Below are 25,396 nucleotides of genomic sequence, written 5' to 3'. Positions count from 1 at the left end.
TCATGGCCCAGCGAACCTGGTCGAGCACAGTCGTCGAACATCACCGTCTCCGTGAGGATCTGGCGGTTGTTCGTCTTGTCGGCGACGTCGTCCCGTTCCGACCCGGCCAGTACGTCGACGTCAGCGTCCCGCAGAATTCGCGGTTGCTCCGTCGACTCTCCCCCGCACTGCCTCCCTCACACGACGGGAAGTTGGAGTTTCACGTCAAGACGGTTCCCGGCGGTTGGGTCAGCGGTTCGATAGTCAAGAACACCCAGCCTGGTGACGTCTGGCAGATCCTCGACCCGCGCGGCAACCTGTCCGTCGACGAGAACGGCCCCACCGTCATCATGGTCGCGGGCGGAACCGGCTTGGCCCCACTCCGGTCGATCATTCTCGATCTGGCTCAGACCCCGAACCCGCCGCAGGTGTACCTCTTCTTCGGTGGCCGAACGCTTCGCGATCTTTACGCAGCGGACATGTTGTGGCTGCTCGCCGATCAGTTTCCGTGGTTGCAGCCCATTCCCGTCGTCGAAGATCTCTCCGACGGCGGCCCGCCCGACGGGTGGTTCGACCGTTTGAACGTCGACATCGGATTCGGCGACGATCATCTCATCGAAGGCACGCTCGCCGACGTCGTCGCGTCGTACGGTGCATTCACCGAACATCAGGTCTTGGTGTGCGGATCAGCGGCCATGGTTCGATCGACGCGTGATCGATTGATCGAGGCCGGAACGCCGGCCGAGGTCATTCAGTTCGATCCGTACTGACGGTCAGTACGTCGGATCATTGCGAACGGTGTCGACGTCGATGCCCACCGCGCGAAGCCTGAATTTGGTGCTGTTGACCATGGATTCACTGCCGACGACCTGGATGTCGTAGCCCGCCCAGTCCCCGAACGAGGTCACGACCTTACCGACCTTGCCGACGATGCGCCTTGCCATGCCGATCGGCGGCAGCGGTTCCGGTTCGGTGTGCCACCACGGATTCTCGTCTTCTTCCGAGACCGGGATGATCGTGAGCCACGGGTGCTTCTCGGCCAGCTTCCACAGATGAGGAAGGTCGTAGAGATCGCACGGATGCTGTCCGGAGTAGAACAGTTGGACCTTGCGAGTGTTGCCGCGTCGGATCAGTTCGAGGATCTGAGCGCGAAGAGGCGCGACACCTGTTCCCGACGCGATCATCAAAAGGTCCTTGGAGTTCTCCGGAATCCCCAGGGCGCCGATGGGCGAACCGACCACCCAGGTGTCACCGACAGCGGTTTGGTTCACCATGACCGGGCTGACCCACCCGCCGGTGACCTGACGAACGTGGAACTCGAGGACTCCAGTCCCGTCGTACGGCGTGGCCGGTGAGAGGTAGCGCCACATCCGCGGCCTCGCGGCGACCTGCACGCTGACGTACTGACCGGCGCGGTATTGCATAGTCTGGTCGAGTTGCAGCCTGACGACGGCGACGCCCTTGATGACCGGGCGGCATTCGATGACGGTGGCACTCCAGGCGGGCGGGCCGTCCTCCGCGTTGGCGGCGTCCATCATCGCTGCCGAGATGATCGCGAGCGCGTTGCGCCATGCGCTGTCGACCTCGTCGGTCCACATTTCGGCGCCACCGAAAGTCTCGAGCGCTTCGATCAGGGCATTGCCGACTGCCGTGTAATGCTCGTCGGTGACGCCGTACTTGCGGTGATCGCGGCCGAGCTGCGCGAGGTACTCGAGTATCGCGTCGGACTCGTCGAGGCGTTCGACGACGTGAGCGATAGCGCCGACAAGCCGGTCCCGCTGCACATCCATCGCCGCCGGAAAGAACTCCCGCGTTTCGGGCGATCGAGCGAACAGGATCGAATAGAAGGTACGGGCGAGCCGTTCCGGACCATCTTCTACCGCAGCGACGGATTTGAAGCTCGACCGGACCAGAGAGATTGCTTGCGAATCCACGCTCATCCTCGTCCCGACTAGACGCGGCAAGACCCGCCGCGGAATTTCGTCTGCAGCTTATGTCACAAATGTCTGACTCGTAAATCATTCTGGACAAGTGTCACAATGCGACCCCATTTCGCGGTGTGACCGTCCCTTTCTTATTCTTGCGTGCAAGATAAACAAGAGCTTCGACACTCTCAATCGCCGAGCTAACGTTCAGCGAAATCTCAACCAGCCAAACAGGAGTCGTGCCGTGGATTTTGTTCGACAGGACGAATTGCCCACCGATAGCGGGCTTACGTCCCAGATCGCCTCCACCACCCCGACGCTGACCGAGCTTCAACGTCGGGAACTCGAGTGCGTCGAATTTTTCGACTCTCCGGAACTGGGCCACCTTCCGACGTCTCGGCGGCGCGAGGCCTTGCGTGAGCTCCACCGGACCGGTACCTACACGCACACAGCGGAGGAATTGCTCGTCGGCGCCAAACTCGCCTGGCGAAACCACGCCAGGTGCGTCGGTCGCGCGCATTGGCGGACCCTCAAACTCATCGACGCGCGCGATGCCGTCACGGCTTCCGCTCTCGCAGAAGCGTGCTGGGAGCACCTGCGACTGTCGACCAACGGCGGCGCTCTGCAGTCCGTCGTGACGGTCGGGCCGCTTCCCCGCGAGGACGGCCAGGAGTACCGCATCCTCAGCCCGCAACTGATCCGCTACGCCGGCTACCGGCAACCGGACGGCACCATCCTGGGCGACCCGTGGCACGTCGATCTCACCGCTCAGGTCACCGCGATGGGATGGAAGGGCGCCGGTACGGCGTTCGACGTTCTCCCCGTGCTGATTTCGGTTCCCGACGAACCCCTGCAGTACTTCGACGTCCCGACCGACCTCGTTCTCGAGGTCGAGATCGAGCATCCCGAATACAGCTGGTTCGCTGATCTGGGGCTTAAATGGCATGCCGTTCCTGCGGTCTCGGACATGAACCTCGACATCGGCGGAATCGTTTATCCCTGCACACCGTTCAGCGGTTGGTACGTCAGCACCGAGGTCGGTGCACGCAACTTCAGCGACACCGATCGCTACAACATGTTGCCGACCATCGGGGCGATGATGGAGCTCGACATGAGCCACGACCGCACGCTCTGGAAGGACCGTGCACTGGTCGAACTGAACCGCGCAGTTATCCACAGCTACCGCAAGGCCGGCGTCATCATGGTCGACCATCACACTGTCGCAAAGCAATTCATCGATCACATCGCGCGTGAGGACAAGGCCGGGCGCAAGTGCCCGACCGACTGGTCATGGGTGAACCCGCCCATGTCCAGCTCGCTCACGCCGACGTTCCACCGCCTGTACGACGAGCCCGATCTCGACATCCGGCCCAACTTCGTGACTAAAAAGAAGAAGGGCACCGACCAAGGCCGGTGCCCCTTCCACAACTGATCGCACTCAGAAGGGGATCTGCCCCAATCCGACACCGACCACGAGCATCGTGATCGAGATCAGGCCTGCTCGCCACAGGACCTTCTTGTGGTGATCCGCCAGGGACACACCGGCGAGCGTGACCAGCAGCAGGATCGCCGGGACCAGCGGACTCTGCATGTGCACGGCCTGCCCGGTGATCGAAGCGCGCGCCATCTCCACCGGCTCGATGCCGTACTGGGCTGCCGTCTCGGACAGCACCGGCAGCACACCGAAGTAGAACGCGTCGTTGGTCATGAAAAACGTGAGCGGAATGCTCAGGACGCCCGTGATGACGGCCAGATGCGGGCCCATCGCGTCGGGAATGACCTGGAGCAGCCACTCTGCCATCGCCTCGACCATGCCGGTTCCCTGGAAAACGCCGGTCAGCACCGCTGCTGCCAGCACCATCGCGACAACGGAGACGATGCTCGACGAATGGCGTGCGATTGCTTCGCCCTGATCCTTGACCGCCGGGAAGTTGACCGCGAGAGCGATCGACGACGCAATCATGAACAGCACCGGGATGGGCAGGATGTCCATCACGAGCACGACGAGAAGGATCGTCGTCAGCGCGGCGTTGAACCAGAGCAGCTTCGGTCGCAAGGTGTCCCGCTTGGGGTCGAGGCCGTCGATGAATCGTCCGGTGTCGCCGCCGTCGTCTTCGGAGTCGTTCGAGCCGCCGGTGCCGGCGCTACCGGTGCTGGAACTTCCACCGTTTCCGACCTTTTCGAGGATGCGCTCAGAAGTCAGGACCAAAGTCCCGATCCTGCGACGCTCCATGATCCCGAGGTGAATCGCGAATCCGAGCACCATGATCAGGCCGACGATCAACGACGGCACCATCGGGACGAACACGTCGGAGGGCGAGAGTCCCAGCGCGCTAGCCGCCCGCACGGTCGGGCCACCCCACGGAATGATGTTCATCGTCGCGTTGGACAAGCCGGCGATCACCGTCAGTACGACGGGACTGACACCGAGTTTGAGGTAGAGCGGCAGTAGCGCGGAGGTCACGATGATGAAGGTCGTCGAACCGTCTCCGTCCAGCGAGACCACCATCGCGAGCACCGCGGTGCCGACCACGAGCCGCATCGGATCGTCTCGCACCATCCGCAAGATGAGTTTGACCAGCGGATCGAAGAGGCCGACGTCGATCATGATTCCGAAGAAGATGATCGCGAAGAACAACAGCGCCGCGGTGGGTGCGAGCGACTTGATGCCGTCGGTGATCATGTCGCCGATGCCGAGGCCCGCTCCGGCGAGTAGTCCGAAGGCCACCGGCACCAGGGTCAGTCCCACCACCGGGGTCGCGCGTTTGGTGAGGATCAGGAACATGAACACCGCAACCATGAGGAAGCCGAGTGTGACGAGCATGATGAACTCCTTTTGTGCTGAGTTGCCGAGAAAAACGGCACGGCAAATCGAGCCGGTGACCTTCGTGGAGGTGAAACGAAACTTCGGTTGTGCTCAGTTGGTGCCGGGCGGATCGAGTGTCGCGTCGACGAACCGGGATTGTTCGGCGAGGAAGGCAGAGAACTCGGGTTCGGTGAGAACTGCGCTGTTCCAACCATTTCGGTCGGACAGCTCGTTCCACCGTGGACTTGCCGCCAGACCCCGCACTAAATTCTGTAAATGCTGACGCTGGTCGTCACTCAATCCGGGGGGCGCCATGAGACCCCGCCAGTTGGTGAACGTGACGTCGACGCCCGACTCCGCCATGGTCGGTGCATCCACCGCCGGAGTGCGCTCCGGCGAACTGACCGCAAGGACCCGAACCGTGCCTGCCGCAATCTGATCCAGGTACTCACCGATACCGGTGGCGGCGACGTCGACCTGCCTGGTCAGCAGCGCCGGAAGTAGTTCTCCGCCGCCGTCGTAGATTCGGTAAGGGGACAGCGACGGATCGACGCCGACCGCCCGTGCGAACAGAAGGCGGAACAGCCCGTCCGGTCCGCCTTCACTCGAACCACCACCGATCGAGATCGACGACGGATCCACCACCCAGGACTGCGTCAGATCTGCCAGAGTTTTGTAAGGCGAATCTGCTGGGACCAGTACAGCTTCCGGCTCTTCGACCAGTCTCGCGATCGGTGTCACGTCGGAAAGGGTGTGCTCGGACGGCAGTATCTCGAGCGAACCGAGAACGCCGAGTCCCATGACCATGAGTAGATCGGGATTTCCGCGTTCGAGAGCCAACCGGTTGAGTCCGACGATTCCACCCGATCCGGGCAGAACAACGACGTCGGCGTCGACGGTCCCTTCGTCGGCCAGTGCCTGCACCATGGTCCGGGCGGTCAGGTCGTAACCACCACCGGCCACCGAGGGCACCAGTACACGCAGTTCTTCGGAAGTCTCACCCGCTCGACCACCGGCGAAGAAGGACTCGACCGGAGTGCATCCGGTCGAGAGCACGAGAGCCATCGCGCAAGCACCGAGCAGGGCGATATGCCTGCTCAGCCGCTTCGATGTCCTCATGGCCTTGTCCTTGTCTGCTGGCTGTCTGCTGGCTGTCTGCTGGTACCGCTGTGTGAACAGGTTTCATACTGACGCACTTTGTGACTGGGGTCACCATTGGGAAAGCAAATTGATTTGTGCTCATTGTGCTCACGAACAACTGCTTTCCCGGCATCGAACCGAAGGCTAGGGTCTGGCTGGTGTCCTCAGGAAACGAGCAGGCCGAGCGAGAGCGCAAGTCGCCTCTGCGTGAGCGCCTGTTTCGGCGCCGGCACACTCTGGCGACCCAACTTCTCGAACTGCAACTTCTGATCGTCGTCGCAGTTCTCGTGTGTGTCACCGCCCTCTCTCTCGCTCAGTCGTCTGCGAGTTTCCAACGCGAGGAGGGACGTCGCGCACTCTCGGCAGCGGAATCACTAGCAGCCAATCCAGCGGTACGTGAACTACTCCCCCAGGCACAGACTCGTCTCCGCTCCGGACTACAAGGTTCGGTCGACTCGGTGCGCGCCATCTCGGGCGTCACCTACGTCTCGCTTGCCGACGCCGACGGCAGTGTCGTCATTTCGACGCGTCCCGGCGATGTCGGCATCGACGCACGTCAGACACAGGATCGGTCATGGACGGGTTTGGTCGACACGTCCTCAGGCAAGGCAGTGGAAGCGCACGTTCCGATTCTCGGCAGTGAAGGAGGGATCACCGGAACCGCGATCGTCGGCATCGAGTACCCCTCGATCTGGACGCGACTGCTGCAATCTGCACCGAACCTCCTGGTATACCTCGCGGTGGCCTCGCTTCTCGGGGGCGTCGGTTCGATCCTGTTGGCCCGCAGGGTCAAACGGCAGACCCTCGGCATGGAGGCCCGCGAGATCCTGGACCTGGTTCGCCAACGTGAGGCGATGCTGCGTGGCCTCAAGGAAGGTGTCATCGCATTCGACGCGCAGGGAAAGGTGGTGCTGATGAGCGACAGTGCCCACCAACTCCTCGACATCCCACGCGGGAGTGCCGGTAGATCTGTGCGGGACCTCCGTCTCGACGACCGACTCCAGAGTGTACTGACCTCCGGCACAACCGAATCCGATCAGTTGGTTCTTGTCGGAGATCGACTACTCGTCCTCAACACCGTCTTGATCGAATCGAAAGGCCGCACCATCGGGTCGGTCACCACCTTCCGCGACCGCACCGAATTGCGCTCCGTGGAAGAAGAACTCGACGTGACCAAAACCAGCACGGATGCGCTACGCGCCCACATCCACGAGTTCGACAATCAGTTGCACACCATTTCCGGCCTCATCCAGCTCGGCGAGTACGACGAGGTGGTCGGCTACGTCGAGGGCCTGACCATGGAGCGCGCACAGGTCAGTGCAGCCGTGACCGACAAGATCGCCGACGTCGGCACCGCCGCACTCGTGATCGCCAAGATAGGTGCCGCTGCACAGGGATTGGTCACCGTGGAACTGACCTCGGACACGCACCTTGACTCGGTTGATCGCCGACTCGGCCGAGACCTCGTGACGGTGGTCGGAAACCTCGTCGACAATGCCGTCGACGCTGTCGGTGAGATGCCGGAAGCGTCGCGCCGCAAGGTTCGATTGTCGATTCGGGGCCGTGGCACCGCCGTCGAAGTACGGGTCGAGGACGCCGGCCCCGGTATCGCGCCGGAGAATCGCGACAGGGTTTTCGGCCAGGGCTGGAGCACCAAGGGACAATCGAGCGACGGACACGGTTTCGGCTTGGCACTGGTACGCCTGACGTGTCGTCGACGCGGTGGCGACGTCACCGTGAGCAGTCGTTCGACAGAGGGCATCGAATGGACTGTCTTCACCGCAGTCCTACACGACGGAGAGGGCGCATGATCCGGGTACTGGTGGTCGACGACGACTTCATGGTGGCGAAGGTGCACAGCGGATTCGTCTCGCGGATAGACGGTTTCGAAGTGTGTGGCGTCGCCCATTCGGCCGAGGCCGCGCTGGCCGCAGTCGGTGAGTTCCAACCCGACCTGGTGCTTCTCGACGTCCACCTGCCGGGCACCACCGGACTCGATCTGATCGCCCCGTTTCGCGAGCTGGCACCGGAGCTGGATGTTCTTGTCATCACGAGTGAGCGCGAGGCCGGCTCGGTCAAGAAGGCGCTGCGCAGCGGCGTCGTGCATTACCTGATGAAGCCATTCACGTTCGAGGTTCTCCGTGAGCGTCTCGAGCGTTACCGATCGACATACGCGAATCTCGACAGCTCCGGCGAAGCAGAACAGACAGCAGTGGACGAGGCCTTCGGTGTGGCAGGTGGCGCGCCCGGGGCGTCGTCCCACAAAGGTTTGCCCAAGGGACTCAGTCCCGAGACTCTTCTGTTGGTCGAGACAGCTCTGCGAGACGACACCGAACCCGCCTCGGCAACAGACATTTCCGAGAGAGTCGGTATCTCGCGCGCGAGCGCGAGGCGCTACCTCGAGTACCTCTACGAGTCCGGGCGGTCCACCACCTCGCTGAAATACGGAGTGGTGGGCCGCCCGGAGCGTCGTTACGTCTGGAAACGCTGACCCTTCGCTACACGACGCTGGTTCCTAGACTGCGCGGGCGCTGGTCTCCCAGTACCGCGCGCGCAGTGCCTTCTTGTCCAGCTTGCCCAGCGGTGTCAACGGGAGTGAATCCACGAAGTCGATGCTCTTGGGAGCGTGAACCGAACCCTTGGCTGCCTTCACCTTGTCGACCAGTTCCTCGGTGTCCACGGTCAGTCCGGCACGAAGCACCACGCAGGCCTTGACGGCTTCGCCCCACTTGTCGTCCGGTACACCGACTACCGCCACCGATGCGACGGACGGGTGCGCCGAGATCACGTCTTCGATCTCGCGCGGGAACACGTTGAAACCACCGGTCACGATCATGTCCTTCTTGCGATCGACGATGGACATGAACCCGTCCTTGTCCTTACGTGCGATGTCGCCGGTGTGCAGCCAACCCCCACGGAACGCCTCGGCGGTTTCGGCCGGCTTCTTCCAGTAGCCCTTCATGATCAGCGGGCCGCGCACGCAGATCTCACCGAGCTCTCCCTGCGGCACCTCGTTGAGGTCGTCGTCGAGCAACCGGACGTCGAGCCATGGCACGGGCCGCCCACAGGTAGCGAGGCGGGCCGGATCGTCGGCGACGTGTTCTTCCTTGCGCAGCACCGAGATTGTCATGCCGCACTCGGTCTGACCGTAGAACTGGAAGAAGATCTGACCGAACTTCTTGATGCCCTCTTGCAATCTGGCCGGGGACATCGCGGACGCTCCGTAGAACAGCGTCTGCAAACTCGATACGTCACGCTTGGGCAGATCGGGGTGGTCCATGAGCATGTAGATCATGGTGGGCACCAACATGGTTGCCGTGATCTTGTGCTTCTCGATCGCCTCGAGCACGGCCCCCGGTTCGAAGGCGGGCAGGACGATCAGAGCGCCCCCGCGCAGCAAAGTCGGGATGAAGAACGCCGCGCCTGCATGTGAGAGTGGCGTGCAGATGAGAAAGCGGTTGTCCTCGGGCCACTGCCACTCCGACATCTGGATCTGATTGAGCGCTGCACCCGAACGGAACGATCCCACAACACCTTTGGGCTTGCCGGTCGTTCCACCGGTGTAGACCATACTGCTGGCGTCTTCGGCATCGACGTGCGCTGCCTTCAGCGGCGCAGGCTCGAATGTGGCAGCCAGCGCGAGGATGTCGATCCCCACTTCGGACGGGCCCATCGAGAGCACGTTGGTCAGCGAAGGCGACGACGCCTTCAACTCGGCGGCACGATCTTCGAAGGCATTGGGATCGAAGATGAGGGTCTCGATCTCGGCGTCGTCGACGATGTACTTGTGGTCGTCGAGCGATCCCATCGGGTTCAAGGCACTCGCCCGGCAGCCGGTGATCATGGTCGCGCCCATGCTGATCAGCACCTCGGGGCGGTTCTTCGACAGCATCGCGGTGCTGGTGCCCTGAGTGATTCCCAGCGACGCGAGAGCCTGGGCGAAGCAGCTGATCTGATCGCGCATCTGCCCTCCGGTGAGGATCACGTCTCCGAGGTACAGCGCAGGCTTGTCGTGATTGCGTTCCAGAGCGGTGATGAGCAGGTCCGGACCGTATACCGGTCGGTGCAGGTCAGCGAACTCGTCTGTCATCTGGTCTTCCTTCTGCTCGGCGCGTGCAGTCATCGAGATGTGCTCCCGGTCACGGATACGATATCCAGAATTGCACAAAACTGGAACAGGTTCCACCTCTTCGATCGAATCCGAGAATGCTCCCGATCAGCGGGAAGCCCGTCGTCACCCGCGAGAGCGGTGGTTAGCGTCGATGTACCCACCGAGACGACAGCGTCTCGGTCGCGTCCAACGGAGAGTGTCATGACTACCAACCTCGGTACCGCCCACTTCACGGCATCTGCTCCCCGTACGTCCACCACGCTCCTCTCGGATTTCGACTCGCTGTACGGCACCGTGCGCTCGGCACCCGACGGGTCCGTAGTCGAACAGGACGTCGTGTTCTTCGGGCGCCCTGATCCGGGCGCGCTGCTCACCGGATCCGTGAGGCCGCTGGGCTCGACTCTCGAGCGGATCACCGAATACCACGACCAGACCGGGCATCTGGTTGCCGAGGTCTTCGTCCGGGAAGCCCCGACAGCGGGCACCGGAACCGATTCCGTTGCTGCCCTTGCCGATTTCGCCGCTCGTCGTTACGGCTCGGCGTCGCTACGACGGTTCCGCGGACGTTGCACCGCAACTTCCGCGGGAGCAGATCTGAACTGCTCCGTGACGGTGCTCGCTACGTACGAGAAGGACCACGAGAGCGTCGCCGACGTAGCTCTGGTCGCCACCGATCCCACCGGGGTCGTCACCGCTCGGGCCTGGGCGACTTACGCGATCGACGATGTGGCGACACTCGCGAGCTGAATCTCTGCAGGTCACCGAGCGGGTGTTCCATCCAGCGGGAACTGCCGTATCTCCAGAGGACGCTTCGTCGTTGTATGAGACGGATCACATCACTGGAGCGTCGCAAGACGCGGCTCGGAGGAAGACATGGCACTCGGAACCGGCCCACTCACCACTACGGACGCCTCGACGCAGTCGGGCGCCGGCGAGGAAATTCGAGAAATCGAAGCGGCAGCGCCCCCGGCGCGGTTCGCGCGTGGATGGCACTGCCTCGGACTGAGCAATACCTATCGCGACGGTCAGCCCCACCAGATCGAGGCATTCGGCACCAGCCTTGTCGTCTTCGCCGACAGCAAGGGCGACATCAAGATTCTCGACGCCTACTGCCGCCACATGGGTGGCAACCTCGCTCACGGAACCGTCAAGGGCGATTCGATCGCCTGCCCGTTCCACGACTGGCGTTGGGGCGGTAACGGAAAATGTACGGCGATCCCCTACGCACGACGCGTTCCGCCGCTGGCCAAGACGCGGGCGTGGACCACACTCGAGAAGAACGGTCAGCTGTTCGTCTGGCACGATCCCCAGGGGAATCCCCCGCCCGCCGAGGTCACAATTCCCGACATCGAGGGCTTCGGAAGCGATGAGTGGAGCGACTGGAGCTGGAATACGCTCACCATCGAAGGCTCTCATTGCCGCGAGATCGTGGACAACGTCGTGGACATGGCCCACTTCTTCTACGTTCACTACTCGTTCCCCAAGTACTTCAAGAACATCTTCGAAGGTCACGTAGCGAGCCAGTACATGGAATCGGTGGGACGCGAGGACATCATCAGCGGCACCAACTACGGCGATCCCAACGCTGTTCTTCGTTCGGATGCTTCGTATTTCGGTCCGTCGTACATGATCGACTGGATCAAGAGCGAAGCCAACGGGCAGATCATCGAAACTGTATTGATCAACTGCCACTACCCCATCTCGAACAATGCCTTCGTGTTGCAGTACGGCGCGATGGTCAAGAAGCTTCCCGGTATGGACGACGAGTCCACTGCCGCGATGGCCGCGCAGTTCACCGAGGGCGTCGAGATGGGATTCCTTCAGGACGTGGAGATCTGGAAGAACAAGGCCCCGATCGACAACCCGCTGCTCTCGGAGGAGGACGGCCCGGTTTACCAGTTGCGGCGCTGGTACAACCAGTTCTACACCGATGTCGAGAACGTCACGGAAGACATGACGAAGCGCTTCGAATTCGAGATCGACACTACCCGCGCAGTGGAGAGCTGGAAGCGGGAAGTCGCCGAAAACGTTGCCGCACGTGACGCCCAGGCGCTCGAGACAACCTCCTGATTCGCAGTCGAAAACACTGCTGAGACAACCTGACTGAACGCAAGGAACAACATGACGTACGAAGTGCTCGAACAGATCAACGCGATGGCCGACGACATCTTCGCCGAAGGCATCGAGGCCGAGCGGATCGGCCGGGTGGCCGACGACACCGCCAAGAAGATGAAGGCAATCGGTTCCATCCGCATGCTCCAACCCAAGGAACACGGCGGAATGGAGGCGCATCCTCGCGAGTTCGCCGAGACCGTGATGCGCATGGCTTCGCTCAATCCCTCGGCCGGCTGGGTACACGGGATCGTCGGAGTTCACCCGTGGCAGCTCGCGTTCGCGGATCCGAAGGTGCAGCAGGAGATCTGGGGATCGGATCCCGACACCTGGATGGCATCGCCGTACATGCCCGGCGGAATGTGTATCCCCACCGACGGCGGCTACAAGTTCTCCGGCCGCTGGCAGTTCTCTTCCGGCACCGACCATTGCGACTGGGCTTTCCTCGGTGCGATGGCGTGCGACAAGGACGGCAACATGGAGATGCCGCCGCGCATGCTCCATGTGATCATTCCGCGCACCGACTACGAGATCATCGAAGACTCGTGGGATGTCATGGGACTTCGCGGCACCGGCTCCAAGGACCTCGTGGTCAAGGATGCGTACGTCCCCGATTACCGCGTCATGGACTGCGACGAGGTCATCGACGGAACGGCGGTGCGCAAGTACGGGCGCACCGAGACGCTGTACCTGATGCCGTGGTCGAACATGTTCCCCCTCGGTATCACCGCCGCCACCATCGGCATCTGCGAGGGAATGCTCTTCCACGCCAACGAGTACCAGGCCGATCGCATCAACGCACAGGGCACGGCAGTCAAGGACGACCCGTACACCTTGTTCGCCATCGGTCAGGCAACTGCCGACATCCGGGCAGCCCGCGACACCCTGCTGGCCAACGTCGACCGCATGTGGGATCGAGTGGATGCCGGCAAGGAAGTCACCTTCGAGCAGCGCGCCGAGGGACGTCAGACTCAGGTGCAGGCAGCGTGGCGCGCAATCAACGCGATCGATCAGGTCTACCCGCGCTGCGGCGGCAACGCACTGCGGATGGACAAGCCGCTTCAGCGATTCTGGCGCGACGCTCACGCGGGACAGCACCACGCAATTCACGTGCCGGGCACCGTATTCCACGCCGCCTCGCTGAGCCGTCTCGGCGCAGATCCGCAGGGTCCGCTGCGGGCGATGATCTGATCAGACTTCGACACAAGAAATCGACAGGAACAGAAAACGATGACACACACTGACATCAAGGGACTTGGCTACGTCAAGATCTCGACCAACGACATGGCACGTTGGCGCACTTTCGCTTTCGATGTTCTCGGATTCGCCAAGGGCAGTGGGCCGGACGAGAACGCTCTCTACCTACGACTCGACGAGCGTGCTGCTCGCATCGTCGTCGTCGAGGGTGAGCGCGACGAGATCGTCAACATCGGTTGGGAGGTCGCCGATCACGCCGCACTGCGCCGCGTTCAGGAGGCCCTCGAAAAGAACGGCACCGAGGTGGAGCAGCTTTCGCTCGCCGAAGCGGATGCTCGACGGGTCGAAGAGGTCATCGCCTTCACCGATCCCGGTGGAGCAGCCATCGAGGTCTTCCACGGCGCGATCCTCGACCACAGCCCCGTGGTGACGCCCTTCGGCGCTCGATTCGTCACCGGCGCACAGGGTCTCGGCCACGTCGTGCTCCCGGTGATGGACAGTGCTGCGAGCTTCGACTTCTACACCGAGGTGCTCGGCTTCTACCCGCGCGGCGCCTTCCGCCTGCCGGCCCCGCCCGAATTCGGGCCGCTGCGAATCCGTTTCATGGGCGTCAACGAGCGTCACCACAGCTTGGCCCTGTGCCCGGCACCGCACGGCGGCGCACCCGGCCTGATTCACATCATGGTCGAGGTCGACACCCTCGACGCCGTCGGCCAGGCTCTCGACCGAGTGATGAAGGACGGATTCTCCGTGTCGTCGACCTTGGGTCGCCACACCAACGACAAGATGATCTCCTTCTACGTCCGCGCACCCGGCGGCTGGGACATCGAGTTCGGCACCGAGGGCGCGAAGGTGGATCAGGACTCGTACTCCTCCGAGGAGATCACCGCCGACAGCTACTGGGGCCACGACTGGTCCGGAAGCGAACCGCTGGCAGCTATGTAGTACCTGTCGGTGACGATGTACTACCTGCCGGTAGTAAACCGACGAAGGGGCTTGCGCGAGCATTCGCGCAAGCCCCTTTGTCGTTTCCACCGTGACGCGCCCGAAAACAGACCGGTGATCCACTTCACAAATCCAGAACTCTATGACACTATTTCTAATTGAAATAGCCAGTTCACTGGTTGTGGAGCTCTAAGAGAAGTGAGGTACACGATGACACTGCAGGCTGTGGATGCTTTAGGCGCCGATTCGGCCCCGACAGCAATTCTCGATCGCGTCTCGCTGGTTCTCGACGCCTTCGACGGTCCCGGCAGGTTGACGCTCGCTCAGGTCGTTCGGAGCACGGGCCTGCCACGCTCGTCTGCCCACCGCATGCTCGAACGTCTCGTCTCGATGCGTTGGCTGCGCCGCGACGGCCGCGACTACGAACTCGGTATGCGCCTCGTCGAACTGGGATCGCTCGCGGTTCATCAAGACCGCCTCCACGCTGCAGCCATGCCGCTCCTCCACGAGCTCTACCGTGTCACCGGCTTCGTGGTTCACCTCGGCATCCTCGACGGGCCCGATGTGGTCTACATGGAGAAGATCGGCGGACGCCTCGCTGCCGCGGTGCCGACGCGTGTGGGTGGTCGACGCCGGGCCGAGACCACTGCGATCGGTCAGGCACTGCTTGCATTCGGTTCGCCGAAGTCCTCGGGCTACGCACTGCCCCACCTCGCCAGGATTCGCGAATCAGGGGTGGCATTCGAAACCGGAAACGGCCTACCGGGATTCAGCTGTCTTGCGGCACCGATCGGCCCCATCGGCCGCGCTGTTGCCGCGGTATCCATCTGCGCGCCGTCGAAGGCTCTCCGACTCGACCACGTCAGCGCAGCGCCGGTTCGGATGGCGGCCGCTGCCATTTGGCGTGGCATCGACGGCGGATCGCTGAGCGTCACTCCGACGTTGCAGCGTCGTCACCTGTTGCGCAACATGCCGACCGCAGCCGGGGCCTGACTCAGATATTCGAGCCGTTGCCGGTGAGCCCGGCTTGCTCGAGTGCCAACACGTATTCCTCGACGTTCTTCCATCTGCCGGGCGTCGAGGGCAACGGCGATCCCAGTCGGTCGTGCTCGGCGACGTTCGCGAACTCGGCGGACGCACGATCGATGTCTTCGAGAAGTTCGCGAGCAAGTTCGATCTCGGCTCGGAAGTACCGTTCCGACCATCGCAACGTCATGACCGGGAACGACCAGGCCGGCTCGTTCTCGGCATGATCTGCGTGGAGTTTCGCGCGTCGAATCTGCTCTTCGACGTTGGCGATATGGGCTTCGACCAGTGCCTTGAGTCGCTCGGGTTCGTTGAGGTGTCCCATCCACAGACGCAACATCACGCCGTGCTTGAGCACCGGGACTTCCACCGGCGCCTCCCGTGACCACGTCCGGACGGCGTCGGTTCCTGATTGGGTGATCGAGTAGAGGCGCTTGCCCCGCACCCCGGGCTCGGAGACGACCCGGGACTCCACGAATCCGATGCTTTCGAGCTTCTTCAGCTCTGCGTAGACCTGGCTGATGGACGGGCTCCAGTAGAAGAAGCCGACACTCCAGTCGGCCCACTTCTTCAAATCGTTTCCGGTCAGTTCCTCCCCGAACGTCAGCATCCCGAGCACTGCCCAGCTGGTAGCGGGAAGTCCTCGGGACACGTCATCAGGTTCGGACATGCCCGAAGTCTAACAATCACTGGTGATTTGCTGGTTTCGTAGAATCCGAACGGACCGCTGAGCGGGATCAAATTTGCCCGAGACCCCTCCACCTGACACTCGCTCGGTCCGAACCCGTGGCGAGAAGCCATTGCTGCCATTGAGTGGGACTGCCGCTGGATTACGACCGCGGCGCCACACATCGTTGCTTCTGAAGCTGTTTGCAGAGTTTTGAACAGAGATTTGAACAAGGAGACGACATGACCGTGGAAAACGCCGAGCCGCCAGTTCTGGACGGACGCACACTTCGCAACGTGATGAGCAATTTCTGCACTGGCGTCACCGTCATCACCGCTCACGATGGAGATTCACCCCTCGGCTTCACCTGCCAGTCTCTGGTCTCGGTATCGCTCGATCCCCCGTTGCTTTCGTTCTGCCCGGCGAAGACGTCGACAAGTTGGCCGAAGCTTCGCGAATCCGGAACTCTCTGCATCAATGTTCTCGCCCACGATCAGCAGGACATGTGTTCGGCGTTCGCTCGCGGCGGGACCGACAAGTTCCTCGGCGTCGAGTGGGACGCGGCCGGCAACGGTGCTCCGGCGCTCAGCGGCGCACTCGCTCGCATCGAGGCCACCGTCGAGCAGGAGCACGACGCCGGTGATCACACCATCGTCGTCGCACGAATCACCGATCTGAACGTGCTGCGCCACGATGGTCCGCTTCTGTTCTACCGCGGCGGCTTCGGACGCTTCGACGCCTGAATTTCTTGCGGGCCGTCCCGCTGCGTGGGAGATTGCGACGCCGAATCGAGACGGCACCGATAGCGTCCGAAGTAGTTGTCAGACCCTGAACTTCTCGACTGATCGGACTAACTCGATGACCACTCTCGAACCAGACACCACGGCCGCGATCACGGCGACGGTTACCACCTACCTCGACGCCGTGGCTCGCGGATCGTCAGCGGACATCGCCGCCCTCTACGCCGAGAACGCGACACTCGAAGACCCGGTCGGCAGCGAACCCCGTGTCGGCAAAGCGGCGATCACCGAGTTCTACGGCGCTCTCGAGGGCGGTTCGCAAGAGACGGAGCTTCTCACCTTGCGGGTGAGCGGATCCAGCGCGGCCTTTCACTTCCGCGTCGTCACACCGGTGGGCGATCAGGTCTACGAGGTCGAACCGATCGACGTCATGACTTTCGACGCGGACGCCAAGATCACGAGCATGCGCGCGTTCTGGTCACCGGCCGATCTGATTGCACGCTGATGCGTCAGGTCAGCTGTCGGAACTGCGGAAACCGCGTTCTGGTCGAGAAATACAGCGAAGCGCACACCAGCGTTCAATGGCTCGAAGAGTCGCAAGTGGTGTGCCCGGAGCTGGGGCGTGAGAACGGTCGAGCCAACGCTCAGCGGACGTGTGGCGCTCTGCGTCAGACGATCAACGACCTTGCCGACGCCGGTGAGCTGGAGATGAGCCTGCGCAGCTACCCGGTGCCGGGCAAGCTGTCCTGAACGCTACCGCGTAGGACTTCGGCGAACGTGCGCGCCGATTCCAAGTCGTCGGCGTTCGGCCGCCCCTTCCGGATACCTCCGAACGGCTTGAACGGAAAATACGTATCCCACGCGCGGGACGAGAAGGCTGCGACCACATCGAAGCCCTTCTGCTCGAGCAGCTGAACCAGTGGACGCGAGAAGCGATGAATCCCCTTGTCGGGAAAACCACTGGTGGCGAAGACAAAAGCCTTGGATCGCCGTTCTTCGGGGAGTGCCTCGATGAACGAGCGTAGGTCTTCGTGGTACGAGCGTAGGTAGATGCCGGAGCCGAAGCCCACGAGGTCGTAGTCGGCGAGCTGCGCGGCGTCGATGTCACCGGGCTCGACCACGCGAGCATCGAGAACTTCTCCGATGACGTCGGCGATACGCTTCGTATTGCCATGGGAGACAGAGGTACACACGATGATTGCCTTCATCGACTGCCTTCTTTCGTCGCTGTGTGTGGGACGCCATCTACGTTCTCGCGCAGGTAGATCCAGGTGATGAATCCCCCGCAGATTGCAAAAATCACGGCGACAACCGAATATGCGTCGAGCGGAAGCCCAGTCCAGATCAAGCCTGCAACAAGGACCATCGCACCAACAGCCAGACCTGCCGATACTTCCTTGGACATACGCATCCCTCCCCTGGTTCATCACTGACAGTTCCAGGATAGAGGTACCAGCGAAGCTACGGACAGCCGTGACGGTGGGGAATGATGCCGGTATGTCAGCACGATTGAAAGGACGCAGGCGCGCGGTCAACGCTTTGCTCGTCGACGTCGAACGATGGGCCGCTGAGCACGATGACGTCAAAGCTGTAGCGCTGGTCGGGTCCTACGCGCGCGGCGCGGAGCGTATGGCGAGTGATCTTGATCTGATGATCCTGGCCGACGACGCGAACGCGCTCGCAAATGAAGACTGGTTCGTGCGGCTCCGCCCCGACGCGCGATTCATCAGAGCCGCAAACTGGGGGCCAGTTCGAGAACGACGCTTCCGCCTACGGTCCGGCCTCCTCGTCGAGCTGAATTTCGCGAGCGAGAGCTGGGCGGACGTTCCGCTCGACGCGGGCACTCGACGTGTTCTCGAAGACGGACACCGAATCCTGTACGACACGGGGCCTCTTCGTGTCGCTGCGAGTGCAGTAGGAATTGATCGATGAGCACTGCGTCGGTCTTCGAAACCTTAGCCGCCGAAATATCCGCGTTGCGCGGCTCGCCTCTCGTCGCGATCGACGGTGTCGATGGGAGCGGCAAGACGACATTCGCGAAACGCCTTACAGCGCAGCTGAATGCACGCACAGCCATCGTGATTCACGTCGACGACTTTCTGAATCCGCCGGAGATTCGTCATCGTAGAGGTCGGCAATCACCGGAAGGCTTCTGGCTCGACAGCTACGACTACGACGCCCTCGAACGACATGTTCTCGATCCGTTGGGGCGGGGCGGGAGCAGAAGGTACCGACAACGGCGGGACAGCGACGCGTACCTGCATGCAGCCGATGGAGCGATAGTCCTTGTCGAAGGACTCTTCCTGCATCGAGACGAACTCGCCGAACGATGGGACTATTCGATCTTCCTCGATGCGCCCTTCGAGGAGACCGCGCGGCGCATGAACCTTCGCGACGGAACGAACGCGGATCCGGATCATCCTTCGATGAACAGATATGTGGGCGGGCAACGGCTTTACTTCGCCGCTGCAAAACCCTGGACCCGAGCCGACTGCGTCATCGACAACTCCGACCCGGGCATGCCGCGCATCCACTCCTGATATCGCGTCGAGATCGCGAGCGATACTCGTATTCCGCCATCCCTCCCTGCCTGGGAATTCTCCCGAACGGTCGTGAGAAGTCGCGTAGGGTTTCTCAATGACGTCACCAACTGCCTCCCGCATCAGAACTCTGAACTGGATCGCATTCGGGATCGGGATTCTGCTGACTGCCCTCGCAATTTACGATCTCGTTCAAGGCGAGCGTTCAACCAGTGTATGGATCGCCGTTGTGTGTTGGCCGATTGTCGCAACACTCAGTGCGGTCCAGCTATTCAAGTCGAGGTCCAACAGCTGAGTACTTGATGTGCACCCACTGATCCTCAGGCGACTGTCCGGAACAGGCCTTCTCTCGCTCACCGGGAAGGCACGTATGAGGCGCCACCGTCCGACCATAGCTTTGTGACATGGACAACAACGTCGATGTCATTGTCATCGGATCGGGCGCTGCCGGATCCGCCGCAGCACTCCAAGCACACGCTGACGGCGCGTCGGTGGTGATTCTGGAGAAGAGTGGACGCGATGCCGCGGGTGGCAACACTCGACTGTCCGGCAGTGGATGGTTCGTCAACCAGGACCCTGCTGCCGCCCGCACCTTCCTGCGTTCGTTGAACGGATCGTTCACCGTTGCCGACGACGTCATCGACGCCTGGGCAGAGAATACGCAAGGACTGTCCGACTGGCTCCGCAGTCTGGGTGCAACTGTAGCGATGACCGGCGATTTCCATTCCACGGCGGAGTACGGCGAACTCGACGGAAGTTCTTGTTACGCAGGGATGGATACCATCGAAGGGAAGATGGGCAATGAACTTCTCTACCGCTTCCTCGTTTCCGCCCTCGCTGAACGCGACATCACAACCCTTTTCGACACCGAGGCCACCAGACTCTTGACGGATGAATCCGGAGCGGTGACCGGAGTCGAGATCCGTTCGGGTGAACAAACTTCGCAGATCCATGCGCGCCGAGGTGTCATCCTTGCCACCGGAGGTTTCGAAGCAAATCCGGCCATGGTGCGCGATTACCTACGCCTGGAGAATCCGAAGATCTGGGGCTCACCTTCGGCAACAGGCGACGGCCACCGGATGGCACAGGCAGTGGGCGCGGATCTATGGCACATGAACAACATGATGACCATTACGGGAATCCCCGGCGACCTCGAAAATCCGACTGGATTCTTCCTCGCACTGTGGAACGCGCACAACTATGTGTTCCTCAGCCGGGAAGGTCGACGCTTCACCGACGAGTCAGCCGAAATGCGGCACGGTCATGTGTTCAGAGAGGGTTCCTACCAACACTTTCCGGTGCAACCGATGAACATTGTGTTCGACGAGACGATGAGGTTGGCCGGGCAGCTGAGCCCCGGTCGCGACGCACTGCCTGTCGGACACATGGTCCTCGACGAAGGATACGAGTGGAGCTCGGACAATCAAGCCGAGATCGACAAGGGTTGGATCGTCAAAGCGGACACGCTTGCCGAACTCGCCGGGAAGCTCGGCTTGGACCCCACCGTCGTGGAAACGAGCGTGCACCGCTACAACGAGGCGTGCGCGGACGGCGTAGACCATTCCTTCGGCCGCAATCCGGAAACTTTGGCCCCGGTGGCAACCGCTCCGTTCTACGCCGTCTCCGGGCCGCCACTGCTGGGATGGAGTAGCGGTGGGCCGCGCCGCGACGGTCATTCCCGCGTCCTCGACACCGCCGGTAGCCCGATTCCGGGGCTGTATGCGGCGGGCGCAGTGAGTTCCACCTACAGCGCGGCGAAGGACGGTGGATTCCATATTGCCGACGCCTTCGCGTTCGGTCGTGTTGCCGGCGCCCATGCTGCCGCGCGCGCGACAGCGGGCGACTGAGTCACATCCGAGCGGCCTTGACCTCGTCGAAGAACGCGACGACGGCGGCTTCATTCTCCGGCGGAACGGTGAGCGATGCCCGTGGACCCGCTACCGCGATGGAGTCGTCGGCGAGCCGGTTTCCAATGGTGAGCTTCAATCCCGATTTCGACGGTTTCGCCTTCACTGCAATGTGTTCGACATGCCAGCGAGCCACTTCGCTCGTGCTCGCGGCGGTGCGGTCGAAGACCTCCACCGTGCGGTGGTCGAGGACCATGACGACGTTGGTCCCGACGGTGACTTCCAGATAGCGTCGTTCCGCCACGGTGTGCGCCTTTCGGTTAGGTGAAACCGACGCTACACACCGTGGCGGAACCCAGCGCGACAAACCTCAGCTATTCAAAACTTCAGCGGGACGAACTCCCCGCATCCACCGGCAGGGCGACCGACGTGATGTAGCGGGCCTCGTCGGAGGCCAGGAACAGTGCCGCATTCGCTACGTCCACCGGTTCGATCCACGGAATGGCAAGCATGTTCATCGTCATCGCCGCCGCAGCGAATTCCTCGCGCGTCGGGTTCTCGAGATCGGGGCGGAACTTGCCGCGCACCAACGGGTTCTGAATCATCGGGGTGTCGACGTTGGTGGGATGGACAGTGTTGACCCGCACGTTGTACGGAGCCAATTCCTTTGCCAGCGAACGCATCAGACCAACGACTCCATGCTTGGCTGCGGTGTAGTGCGCAACTCCGACCAGCCCCCGCAATCCGGCGATGGAGCTGGTGAGTGTCATCGATCCCCCACCTCGCGCGATCAAGTGCGGCGCCGCAACCGTCGTGGTGTGCCACACCCCGGTCAGGTTCACGTCCAACATGGTCTGCCACATCGTTTCCGACATCGTCAGAGCCCCGTCGGAGGACGTGATACCAGCTGTAGCGCACACGATGTCGAGTCCACCGAGCGCTTCGACCCCCGAGTCCACCGCGCTGCGTAGTGCCTCGAGATCCCGAACGTCCACTACCGCAGATTCGACCTTTCGCCCCAGTGCCTCGATCTGGGCTACCGTCTCGGCGAGATCGGATTCCGACGCGGGCGGGGTGACTGTCGTTTCCACCGACGCGCACACGTCGATCGCGATGATGTCCGCACCTTCTTCGGCGAATCGCACGGCCTGAGCCCTGCCGATTCCTCGTGCCGCACCCGTGATCAGCGCGATCTTGCCTTCCAATCGAGAAGTCATCAATTCACACTTTCTGGGTCAGGCCGGCGTCGACCACCAACTGACAGCCGGTCATGTAGCGGGACTCCGCGGATGCGAGAAACAGGACGGCATTGCTGACATCCACCGGATCGACCCAGGGAACAGGTAACAGGTTGCGTGCGCTCAGTACTGCAGCGGCGTCTGCTTCCGTGGGATTCTCGATATCCGGGCACAGGTTCGCGAACACTCGCTCGTTGATGATCATCGGGGTACGTACCGAACCCGGATGCACGGAGTTGACGCGAATACCCTCCGCGCCCAACTCGTTGGCCAGCGTTCTGGCCAGGCCCACCACGGCGTGCTTGGCGGCGCTGTAATGACTCGCTCCGGCAATACCTTTGATTCCCGCTGTCGAGCTGACCAGAACGACCGATCCACCGTCGCCGAAGTGCGGAACACAGGCCTTGACGGTGTGCCACGCCCCGGTCAGATTGACGTCGAGCGAGCGGTTCCACACTGCAGGATCGATGGTCCACGACGGTCCCGGCGTGTCGTACACGCCTGCATTCGCGACCACGACGTCCAATCCGCCGAGCTCGGCGACACAATCGGCGACTACCGCGGCGAGATCTTCGAAGTCACGAATGTCCGCGACGCCGGTGACCGCCACGCCTCCACGCTCGCGTACCGCCTGGGCGGTCTCCTCCAGCTCGGACTTTGCCTGCACGACATCCAACGCGATCACGGACGCGCCTTCGTCGGCGAGACGCTCGCAGTGTGAGCGGCCCATCCCGCCGGCCGCACCCGTCACCAGTACACGAAGACCCTCGAGGCGACTCATGCGTGCACCGCACTGTTCAGTTCGAAGCCTCGGTATCCCGCGGCTGCCACGTCTGCACAGATGTCGGAGTAGACACCGAATCCTCCGATGAATGGCATGAATATCCTCGGCTTTCCCGGAATGTTGGCTCCCATGTACCAGGAGTTCGCGGATGGAAACAGCGTCGCCGACGCCCGGCGTGAGCATTCGTCGAGCCAGTTGTCCACGGCTTCGGCACTCGGTTCGATGGTGTCGATGCCCGCCGAATCGAGGTGGTTGATCGCGCCCGCGATCCAGTCCACGTGCTGCTCGGCAGCGAGAATCATGTTGGACAGCACACTCGGGCTACCCGGCCCGGTGACGATGAACAGGTTGGGGAACCCGTGTACTCCGAGGCCTAGATACGTCCTTGGACCCGCAGTCCAGTTCTCGCGCAACGTCTCGCCATTGCGGCCGCGGATCTCGATGCGATCGAGCGCTCCCGTCATCGCGTCGAACCCGGTGGCAAACACCAGCGCATCCAGTTCGTAGTGCGCATCGGCCGTCTTGATTCCAGCCTCGTCGATCGCCTCGATCGGTGCGGACTTGAGATTCACCAGGCTGACGTTGTCACGGTTGTAGCTCTGGTAGTAGTTCGTGTCCGTGACTATCCGCTTGGTTCCGATGGGGTGGTCGTTCGGAATGAGCAGGTCGGCGATCGCCTGATCCTGGACTTCCGAGCGGATCTTGCGTTCGGCAAACGCTGCCGCTGTCCCGTTGGCCTCGATGTTGCTCGTCTGGTCTGCGAAGGTCTTGGCGAACAGGACACCGCCGAGCTTCCACCGCTCCTCGTATGCCGCGTTTCTCTCGGCCTCCGAGACTTCGAGGGCGCTGCGAGGATCCGAAACGAACGGCGATCCACCGCCACTGCGCTTGGACAGCGCTCGACGCTCTGCGTAGCCGGCCTTGATCTCGGCGCGGCGCTTGTCATCGAGAGGCGTGTTTCCTGCCGGCACACTGTAATTCGCGGACCGCTGGAACACGTAGAGATGATCGGCCTGCTCGGCGATCAGCGGAATGGACTGGATGCCCGAGGATCCGGTGCCGATCACGCCGACGCGTTTGCCGGTGAAGTCGACGCCCTCGTGCGGCCAGAAACCGGTGTGGAACACATCGCCACCGAAGGTCTCACGGCCCGCAATGTTCGGAACGTTTGCGGTCGAGAGGCTGCCCGTGGCGCACACGACGAAGCGTGAGGTGACGTCGTGACCGCCGTCGGTCTGTACTCGCCACGTGGCAGTACCCTCGTCGAACTGTGCGCTCAGAACGCGTGTGTCGAAGGTGAAGCCAGTGCGTAGGTCGAAGCGATCAGCCACGTGATCGAGGTACGAGAGGATCTCCGGTTGCGCGGCGTACTTCTCGCTCCAGTCCCAATCCTGTTGCAGCTCTTCGGAGAACGAGTAGGAGTAGTCGAAACTCTCGACGTCGCAGCGTGCGCCGGGGTAGCGGTTGAAATACCACGTGCCGCCCACTCCGGAGCCCGCCTCGAAGCCGTGGACACGCAGCCCCTGCTCGCGAAGTCGGTGCATGGCGTACATGCCAGCGACGCCGGCGCCGATGACTACGACGTCGAGTGGTGCGGTGGAGAAGTCAGGATCGGTCATGGTGGTCACGCTACGAGTGGACTGGTTGGTAGAGGAACGGGTTCTCCCGCTGGGTGGGCGGAGCCTCCACCCCATGACACTGGGTGGGCGGAGCCTCCACCCTCGTGACGCTGGGTGGGCGGGCCCGTACGGGTTTGTCCACCGATCGGGGGACACCGATGTCATCCAGCACTCGGACCCGTAGGTGGACAGACCCGAAGGGATTTCGGGGCCATAGTTGTCTCATCACCGAAACACACGGTCACCGAGACCGACAAATCGAGGAGAAACATCATGACTACCAACACAATTCGACCCGAAGCAATTTCCTTCTCCGGCCTCAGCATGGCAGCTCTGGTCGCCCGCGCCGCCGGTGCAAACGCGGTGAAGTCGATAACCGACACTTCCGTCACGACGGCGATGATCAGCAATTCGGGCTTCGGGGCCCTGTATCTGGTCGACGCATCCAACCCGAACGGTGACTGGATCGTCCCGCCGGCCGACTACATCCTGCCGAACATGAACGTCAACGTGGTCGCCACGAGCAAGAATCAGAACGACTTTCCCGTCGTGCTGACGTACCGCTCCGACGACGGTGGAGTGTTTGTCTTCAGCGCCACCAACTCGAAGACCAGGGCAGATGCCGGCGGAACGTACGCCCCCGACGGCCACGACGTCACGGTGACGATGACCTCGGGTTACCCGGCCATGAACGTCACGTACGTACTGCGGTGACTCCCG

27 protein-coding genes are annotated in these 25,396 nt (G+C 62.2%); 16 read left to right on the top strand and 11 right to left on the bottom strand.

All coding sequences use genetic code 11. The features are described 5' to 3' along the window. The first annotated feature begins 2 nt into the window (after positions 1 to 2). Entirely contained in the window at positions 3 to 749 is a 747-nt protein-coding gene (locus RE4_RS18875; RefSeq protein ID WP_030535968.1) for an FAD-binding oxidoreductase, read from the top strand. Between the two features lie 3 nt (positions 750 to 752). Here RE4_RS18875 and RE4_RS18870 read toward each other — a convergent pair whose 3' ends face one another. Beyond that, a complete protein-coding gene (locus tag RE4_RS18870; protein ID WP_029254742.1) occupies positions 753 to 1,913 on the bottom strand; it encodes a globin domain-containing protein in 1,161 nt (386 codons plus the stop codon). Positions 1,914 to 2,148: 235 nt separating this feature from the next. Here RE4_RS18870 and RE4_RS18865 point away from each other — a divergent pair, with 235 nt between their 5' ends. Continuing rightward, positions 2,149 to 3,336, top strand: coding sequence for a nitric oxide synthase oxygenase (locus RE4_RS18865; protein WP_020906627.1), 1,188 nt, complete (start codon positions 2,149 to 2,151; stop codon positions 3,334 to 3,336). Between the two features lie 6 nt (positions 3,337 to 3,342). On the opposite strand, the gene RE4_RS18860 is transcribed toward RE4_RS18865, so the two are convergent. Then, positions 3,343 to 4,728 (bottom strand): CitMHS family transporter, encoded by a 1,386-nt coding sequence (locus RE4_RS18860; protein ID WP_003944372.1) that lies wholly within the window; start codon positions 4,726 to 4,728, stop codon positions 3,343 to 3,345. 93 nt (positions 4,729 to 4,821) lie between these two features. Further along, complete coding sequence (locus RE4_RS18855) at positions 4,822 to 5,829, bottom strand: Bug family tripartite tricarboxylate transporter substrate binding protein (RefSeq protein WP_238077005.1); 1,008 nt, start codon at positions 5,827 to 5,829, stop codon at positions 4,822 to 4,824. A 179-nt stretch (positions 5,830 to 6,008) separates the two neighbouring features. On the opposite strand from RE4_RS18855, the gene RE4_RS18850 reads away from it, so the two are divergent. Both RE4_RS18850 and RE4_RS18845 read left to right on the top strand, forming a co-directional pair. Next, positions 6,009 to 7,661, top strand: coding sequence for a sensor histidine kinase (locus RE4_RS18850; RefSeq protein WP_238077003.1), 1,653 nt, complete (start codon positions 6,009 to 6,011; stop codon positions 7,659 to 7,661). Then, positions 7,658 to 8,341, top strand: coding sequence for a response regulator (locus tag RE4_RS18845; protein ID WP_020906624.1), 684 nt, complete (start codon positions 7,658 to 7,660; stop codon positions 8,339 to 8,341). The genes RE4_RS18850 and RE4_RS18845 overlap by 4 nt, the downstream gene beginning before the upstream one ends. A 24-nt stretch (positions 8,342 to 8,365) precedes the next feature. Here the strand turns inward: RE4_RS18845 and RE4_RS18840 are convergent, their stop codons facing one another. Then, complete coding sequence (locus RE4_RS18840) at positions 8,366 to 9,940, bottom strand: AMP-binding protein (protein WP_046379815.1); 1,575 nt, start codon at positions 9,938 to 9,940, stop codon at positions 8,366 to 8,368. Positions 9,941 to 10,162: 222 nt separating this feature from the next. Between RE4_RS18840 and RE4_RS18835 the strand changes: the two genes are divergently transcribed. From RE4_RS18835 to RE4_RS18815, 5 genes are all read left to right on the top strand, one after another. Next, positions 10,163 to 10,708, top strand: coding sequence for a hypothetical protein (locus RE4_RS18835; RefSeq protein ID WP_020968793.1), 546 nt, complete (start codon positions 10,163 to 10,165; stop codon positions 10,706 to 10,708). A gap of 126 nt (positions 10,709 to 10,834) precedes the next feature. After that, complete coding sequence (locus tag RE4_RS18830; RefSeq protein WP_020906621.1) at positions 10,835 to 12,031, top strand: 3-ketosteroid-9-alpha-monooxygenase, oxygenase component; 1,197 nt, start codon at positions 10,835 to 10,837, stop codon at positions 12,029 to 12,031. A gap of 51 nt (positions 12,032 to 12,082) precedes the next feature. Then, complete coding sequence (locus RE4_RS18825) at positions 12,083 to 13,264, top strand: acyl-CoA dehydrogenase family protein (RefSeq protein ID WP_019749417.1); 1,182 nt, start codon at positions 12,083 to 12,085, stop codon at positions 13,262 to 13,264. 39 nt (positions 13,265 to 13,303) lie between these two features. Next, the gene (gene bphC, locus RE4_RS18820) at positions 13,304 to 14,215 is read left to right on the top strand and encodes a biphenyl-2,3-diol 1,2-dioxygenase (RefSeq protein ID WP_029254739.1); all 912 of its coding nucleotides are present in this window, start codon (positions 13,304 to 13,306) and stop codon (positions 14,213 to 14,215) included. Positions 14,216 to 14,425: 210 nt separating this feature from the next. Then, the gene (locus RE4_RS18815; RefSeq protein ID WP_020968790.1) at positions 14,426 to 15,208 is read left to right on the top strand and encodes an IclR family transcriptional regulator; all 783 of its coding nucleotides are present in this window, start codon (positions 14,426 to 14,428) and stop codon (positions 15,206 to 15,208) included. A gap of 1 nt (position 15,209) precedes the next feature. Here RE4_RS18815 and RE4_RS18810 read toward each other — a convergent pair whose 3' ends face one another. Next, positions 15,210 to 15,911, bottom strand: coding sequence for a PadR family transcriptional regulator (locus RE4_RS18810; protein ID WP_019749414.1), 702 nt, complete (start codon positions 15,909 to 15,911; stop codon positions 15,210 to 15,212). A gap of 239 nt (positions 15,912 to 16,150) precedes the next feature. Between RE4_RS18810 and RE4_RS18805 the strand changes: the two genes are divergently transcribed. From RE4_RS18805 to RE4_RS18795, 3 genes are all read left to right on the top strand, one after another. Then, complete coding sequence (locus RE4_RS18805; RefSeq protein WP_020906617.1) at positions 16,151 to 16,651, top strand: flavin reductase family protein; 501 nt, start codon at positions 16,151 to 16,153, stop codon at positions 16,649 to 16,651. A 115-nt stretch (positions 16,652 to 16,766) separates the two neighbouring features. Beyond that, a complete protein-coding gene (locus RE4_RS18800) occupies positions 16,767 to 17,153 on the top strand; it encodes a nuclear transport factor 2 family protein (protein WP_020906616.1) in 387 nt (128 codons plus the stop codon). After that, the gene (locus tag RE4_RS18795; RefSeq protein ID WP_020906615.1) at positions 17,153 to 17,398 is read left to right on the top strand and encodes a hypothetical protein; all 246 of its coding nucleotides are present in this window, start codon (positions 17,153 to 17,155) and stop codon (positions 17,396 to 17,398) included. The genes RE4_RS18800 and RE4_RS18795 overlap by 1 nt, the downstream gene beginning before the upstream one ends. Here the strand turns inward: RE4_RS18795 and RE4_RS18790 are convergent. Further along, on the bottom strand, positions 17,371 to 17,856 hold the full coding sequence (locus tag RE4_RS18790) for a flavodoxin family protein (protein WP_020906614.1): 486 nt from the start codon (positions 17,854 to 17,856) through the stop codon (positions 17,371 to 17,373). The genes RE4_RS18795 and RE4_RS18790 overlap by 28 nt on opposite strands. Beyond that, positions 17,853 to 18,053 (bottom strand): hypothetical protein, encoded by a 201-nt coding sequence (locus tag RE4_RS18785; protein ID WP_020968788.1) that lies wholly within the window; start codon positions 18,051 to 18,053, stop codon positions 17,853 to 17,855. Before RE4_RS18785 ends, RE4_RS18790 begins: the two co-directional genes overlap by 4 nt. A gap of 92 nt (positions 18,054 to 18,145) precedes the next feature. Here RE4_RS18785 and RE4_RS18780 point away from each other — a divergent pair, with 92 nt between their 5' ends. The 3 genes from RE4_RS18780 (at position 18,146) to RE4_RS18765 (ending at position 21,035) form a co-directional block, all read left to right on the top strand. Continuing rightward, entirely contained in the window at positions 18,146 to 18,580 is a 435-nt protein-coding gene (locus RE4_RS18780) for a nucleotidyltransferase domain-containing protein (RefSeq protein WP_046379814.1), read from the top strand. After that, positions 18,577 to 19,188 carry an AAA family ATPase gene (locus RE4_RS18775; RefSeq protein WP_060939125.1) on the top strand — a complete coding sequence of 204 codons (612 nt, stop codon included), beginning with the start codon at positions 18,577 to 18,579 and terminating at the stop codon, positions 19,186 to 19,188. The genes RE4_RS18780 and RE4_RS18775 overlap by 4 nt, the downstream gene beginning before the upstream one ends. Before the next feature lie 404 nt (positions 19,189 to 19,592). After that, the gene (locus RE4_RS18765; RefSeq protein WP_060939124.1) at positions 19,593 to 21,035 is read left to right on the top strand and encodes an FAD-dependent oxidoreductase; all 1,443 of its coding nucleotides are present in this window, start codon (positions 19,593 to 19,595) and stop codon (positions 21,033 to 21,035) included. 1 nt (position 21,036) lies between these two features. Here RE4_RS18765 and RE4_RS18760 read toward each other — a convergent pair whose 3' ends face one another. From RE4_RS18760 to RE4_RS18745, 4 genes are all read right to left on the bottom strand, one after another. Then, positions 21,037 to 21,339, bottom strand: coding sequence for a hypothetical protein (locus RE4_RS18760; RefSeq protein WP_060939123.1), 303 nt, complete (start codon positions 21,337 to 21,339; stop codon positions 21,037 to 21,039). Positions 21,340 to 21,421: 82 nt separating this feature from the next. After that, positions 21,422 to 22,252, bottom strand: a complete 831-nt coding sequence (locus tag RE4_RS18755; protein WP_060939122.1) for a mycofactocin-coupled SDR family oxidoreductase — start codon at positions 22,250 to 22,252, stop codon at positions 21,422 to 21,424. Between the two features lie 4 nt (positions 22,253 to 22,256). Continuing rightward, positions 22,257 to 23,054: a mycofactocin-coupled SDR family oxidoreductase gene (locus tag RE4_RS18750; protein ID WP_030535957.1), complete on the bottom strand. Its 798-nt coding sequence runs from the start codon at positions 23,052 to 23,054 to the stop codon at positions 22,257 to 22,259. After that, entirely contained in the window at positions 23,051 to 24,676 is a 1,626-nt protein-coding gene (locus RE4_RS18745; protein ID WP_046379813.1) for a flavin-containing monooxygenase, read from the bottom strand. The genes RE4_RS18750 and RE4_RS18745 overlap by 4 nt, the downstream gene beginning before the upstream one ends. 273 nt (positions 24,677 to 24,949) lie before the next feature. Here RE4_RS18745 and RE4_RS18735 point away from each other — a divergent pair, with 273 nt between their 5' ends. Further along, positions 24,950 to 25,390: a hypothetical protein gene (locus tag RE4_RS18735; protein WP_060939120.1), complete on the top strand. Its 441-nt coding sequence runs from the start codon at positions 24,950 to 24,952 to the stop codon at positions 25,388 to 25,390. Positions 25,391 to 25,396 lie beyond the last annotated feature (6 nt).

The organism is Rhodococcus erythropolis NBRC 15567 (genome assembly GCF_001552595.1).
GTDB lineage: Bacteria > Actinomycetota > Actinomycetes > Mycobacteriales > Mycobacteriaceae > Rhodococcus_F > Rhodococcus_F erythropolis.
Note: the sequence above shows the minus strand (reverse complement) of the source record. Positions and strands in the feature narration are given on the sequence as shown.

Coding starts and splice junctions, on each gene's coding strand:
- RE4_RS18855 (WP_238077005.1), bottom strand. CDS start 5,829: ATGAGGACATCGAAGCGGCTGAGCAGGCATATCGCCCTGCTCGGTGCT.
- RE4_RS18785 (WP_020968788.1), bottom strand. CDS start 18,053: ATGTCCAAGGAAGTATCGGCAGGTCTGGCTGTTGGTGCGATGGTCCTT.
- RE4_RS18780 (WP_046379814.1), top strand. CDS start 18,146: ATGTCAGCACGATTGAAAGGACGCAGGCGCGCGGTCAACGCTTTGCTC.
- RE4_RS18810 (WP_019749414.1), bottom strand. CDS start 15,911: ATGTCCGAACCTGATGACGTGTCCCGAGGACTTCCCGCTACCAGCTGG.
- RE4_RS18845 (WP_020906624.1), top strand. CDS start 7,658: ATGATCCGGGTACTGGTGGTCGACGACGACTTCATGGTGGCGAAGGTG.
- RE4_RS18825 (WP_019749417.1), top strand. CDS start 12,083: ATGACGTACGAAGTGCTCGAACAGATCAACGCGATGGCCGACGACATC.
- RE4_RS18875 (WP_030535968.1), top strand. CDS start 3: ATGGCCCAGCGAACCTGGTCGAGCACAGTCGTCGAACATCACCGTCTC.
- RE4_RS18795 (WP_020906615.1), top strand. CDS start 17,153: ATGCGTCAGGTCAGCTGTCGGAACTGCGGAAACCGCGTTCTGGTCGAG.
- RE4_RS18815 (WP_020968790.1), top strand. CDS start 14,426: ATGACACTGCAGGCTGTGGATGCTTTAGGCGCCGATTCGGCCCCGACA.
- RE4_RS18830 (WP_020906621.1), top strand. CDS start 10,835: ATGGCACTCGGAACCGGCCCACTCACCACTACGGACGCCTCGACGCAG.
- RE4_RS18735 (WP_060939120.1), top strand. CDS start 24,950: ATGACTACCAACACAATTCGACCCGAAGCAATTTCCTTCTCCGGCCTC.
- RE4_RS18765 (WP_060939124.1), top strand. CDS start 19,593: ATGGACAACAACGTCGATGTCATTGTCATCGGATCGGGCGCTGCCGGA.
- RE4_RS18775 (WP_060939125.1), top strand. CDS start 18,577: ATGAGCACTGCGTCGGTCTTCGAAACCTTAGCCGCCGAAATATCCGCG.
- RE4_RS18860 (WP_003944372.1), bottom strand. CDS start 4,728: ATGCTCGTCACACTCGGCTTCCTCATGGTTGCGGTGTTCATGTTCCTG.
- RE4_RS18840 (WP_046379815.1), bottom strand. CDS start 9,940: ATGACAGACGAGTTCGCTGACCTGCACCGACCGGTATACGGTCCGGAC.
- RE4_RS18805 (WP_020906617.1), top strand. CDS start 16,151: ATGACCGTGGAAAACGCCGAGCCGCCAGTTCTGGACGGACGCACACTT.
- RE4_RS18835 (WP_020968793.1), top strand. CDS start 10,163: ATGACTACCAACCTCGGTACCGCCCACTTCACGGCATCTGCTCCCCGT.
- bphC (WP_029254739.1), top strand. CDS start 13,304: ATGACACACACTGACATCAAGGGACTTGGCTACGTCAAGATCTCGACC.
- RE4_RS18750 (WP_030535957.1), bottom strand. CDS start 23,054: ATGAGTCGCCTCGAGGGTCTTCGTGTACTGGTGACGGGTGCGGCCGGC.
- RE4_RS18755 (WP_060939122.1), bottom strand. CDS start 22,252: ATGACTTCTCGATTGGAAGGCAAGATCGCGCTGATCACGGGTGCGGCA.
- RE4_RS18745 (WP_046379813.1), bottom strand. CDS start 24,676: ATGACCGATCCTGACTTCTCCACCGCACCACTCGACGTCGTAGTCATC.
- RE4_RS18790 (WP_020906614.1), bottom strand. CDS start 17,856: ATGAAGGCAATCATCGTGTGTACCTCTGTCTCCCATGGCAATACGAAG.
- RE4_RS18800 (WP_020906616.1), top strand. CDS start 16,767: ATGACCACTCTCGAACCAGACACCACGGCCGCGATCACGGCGACGGTT.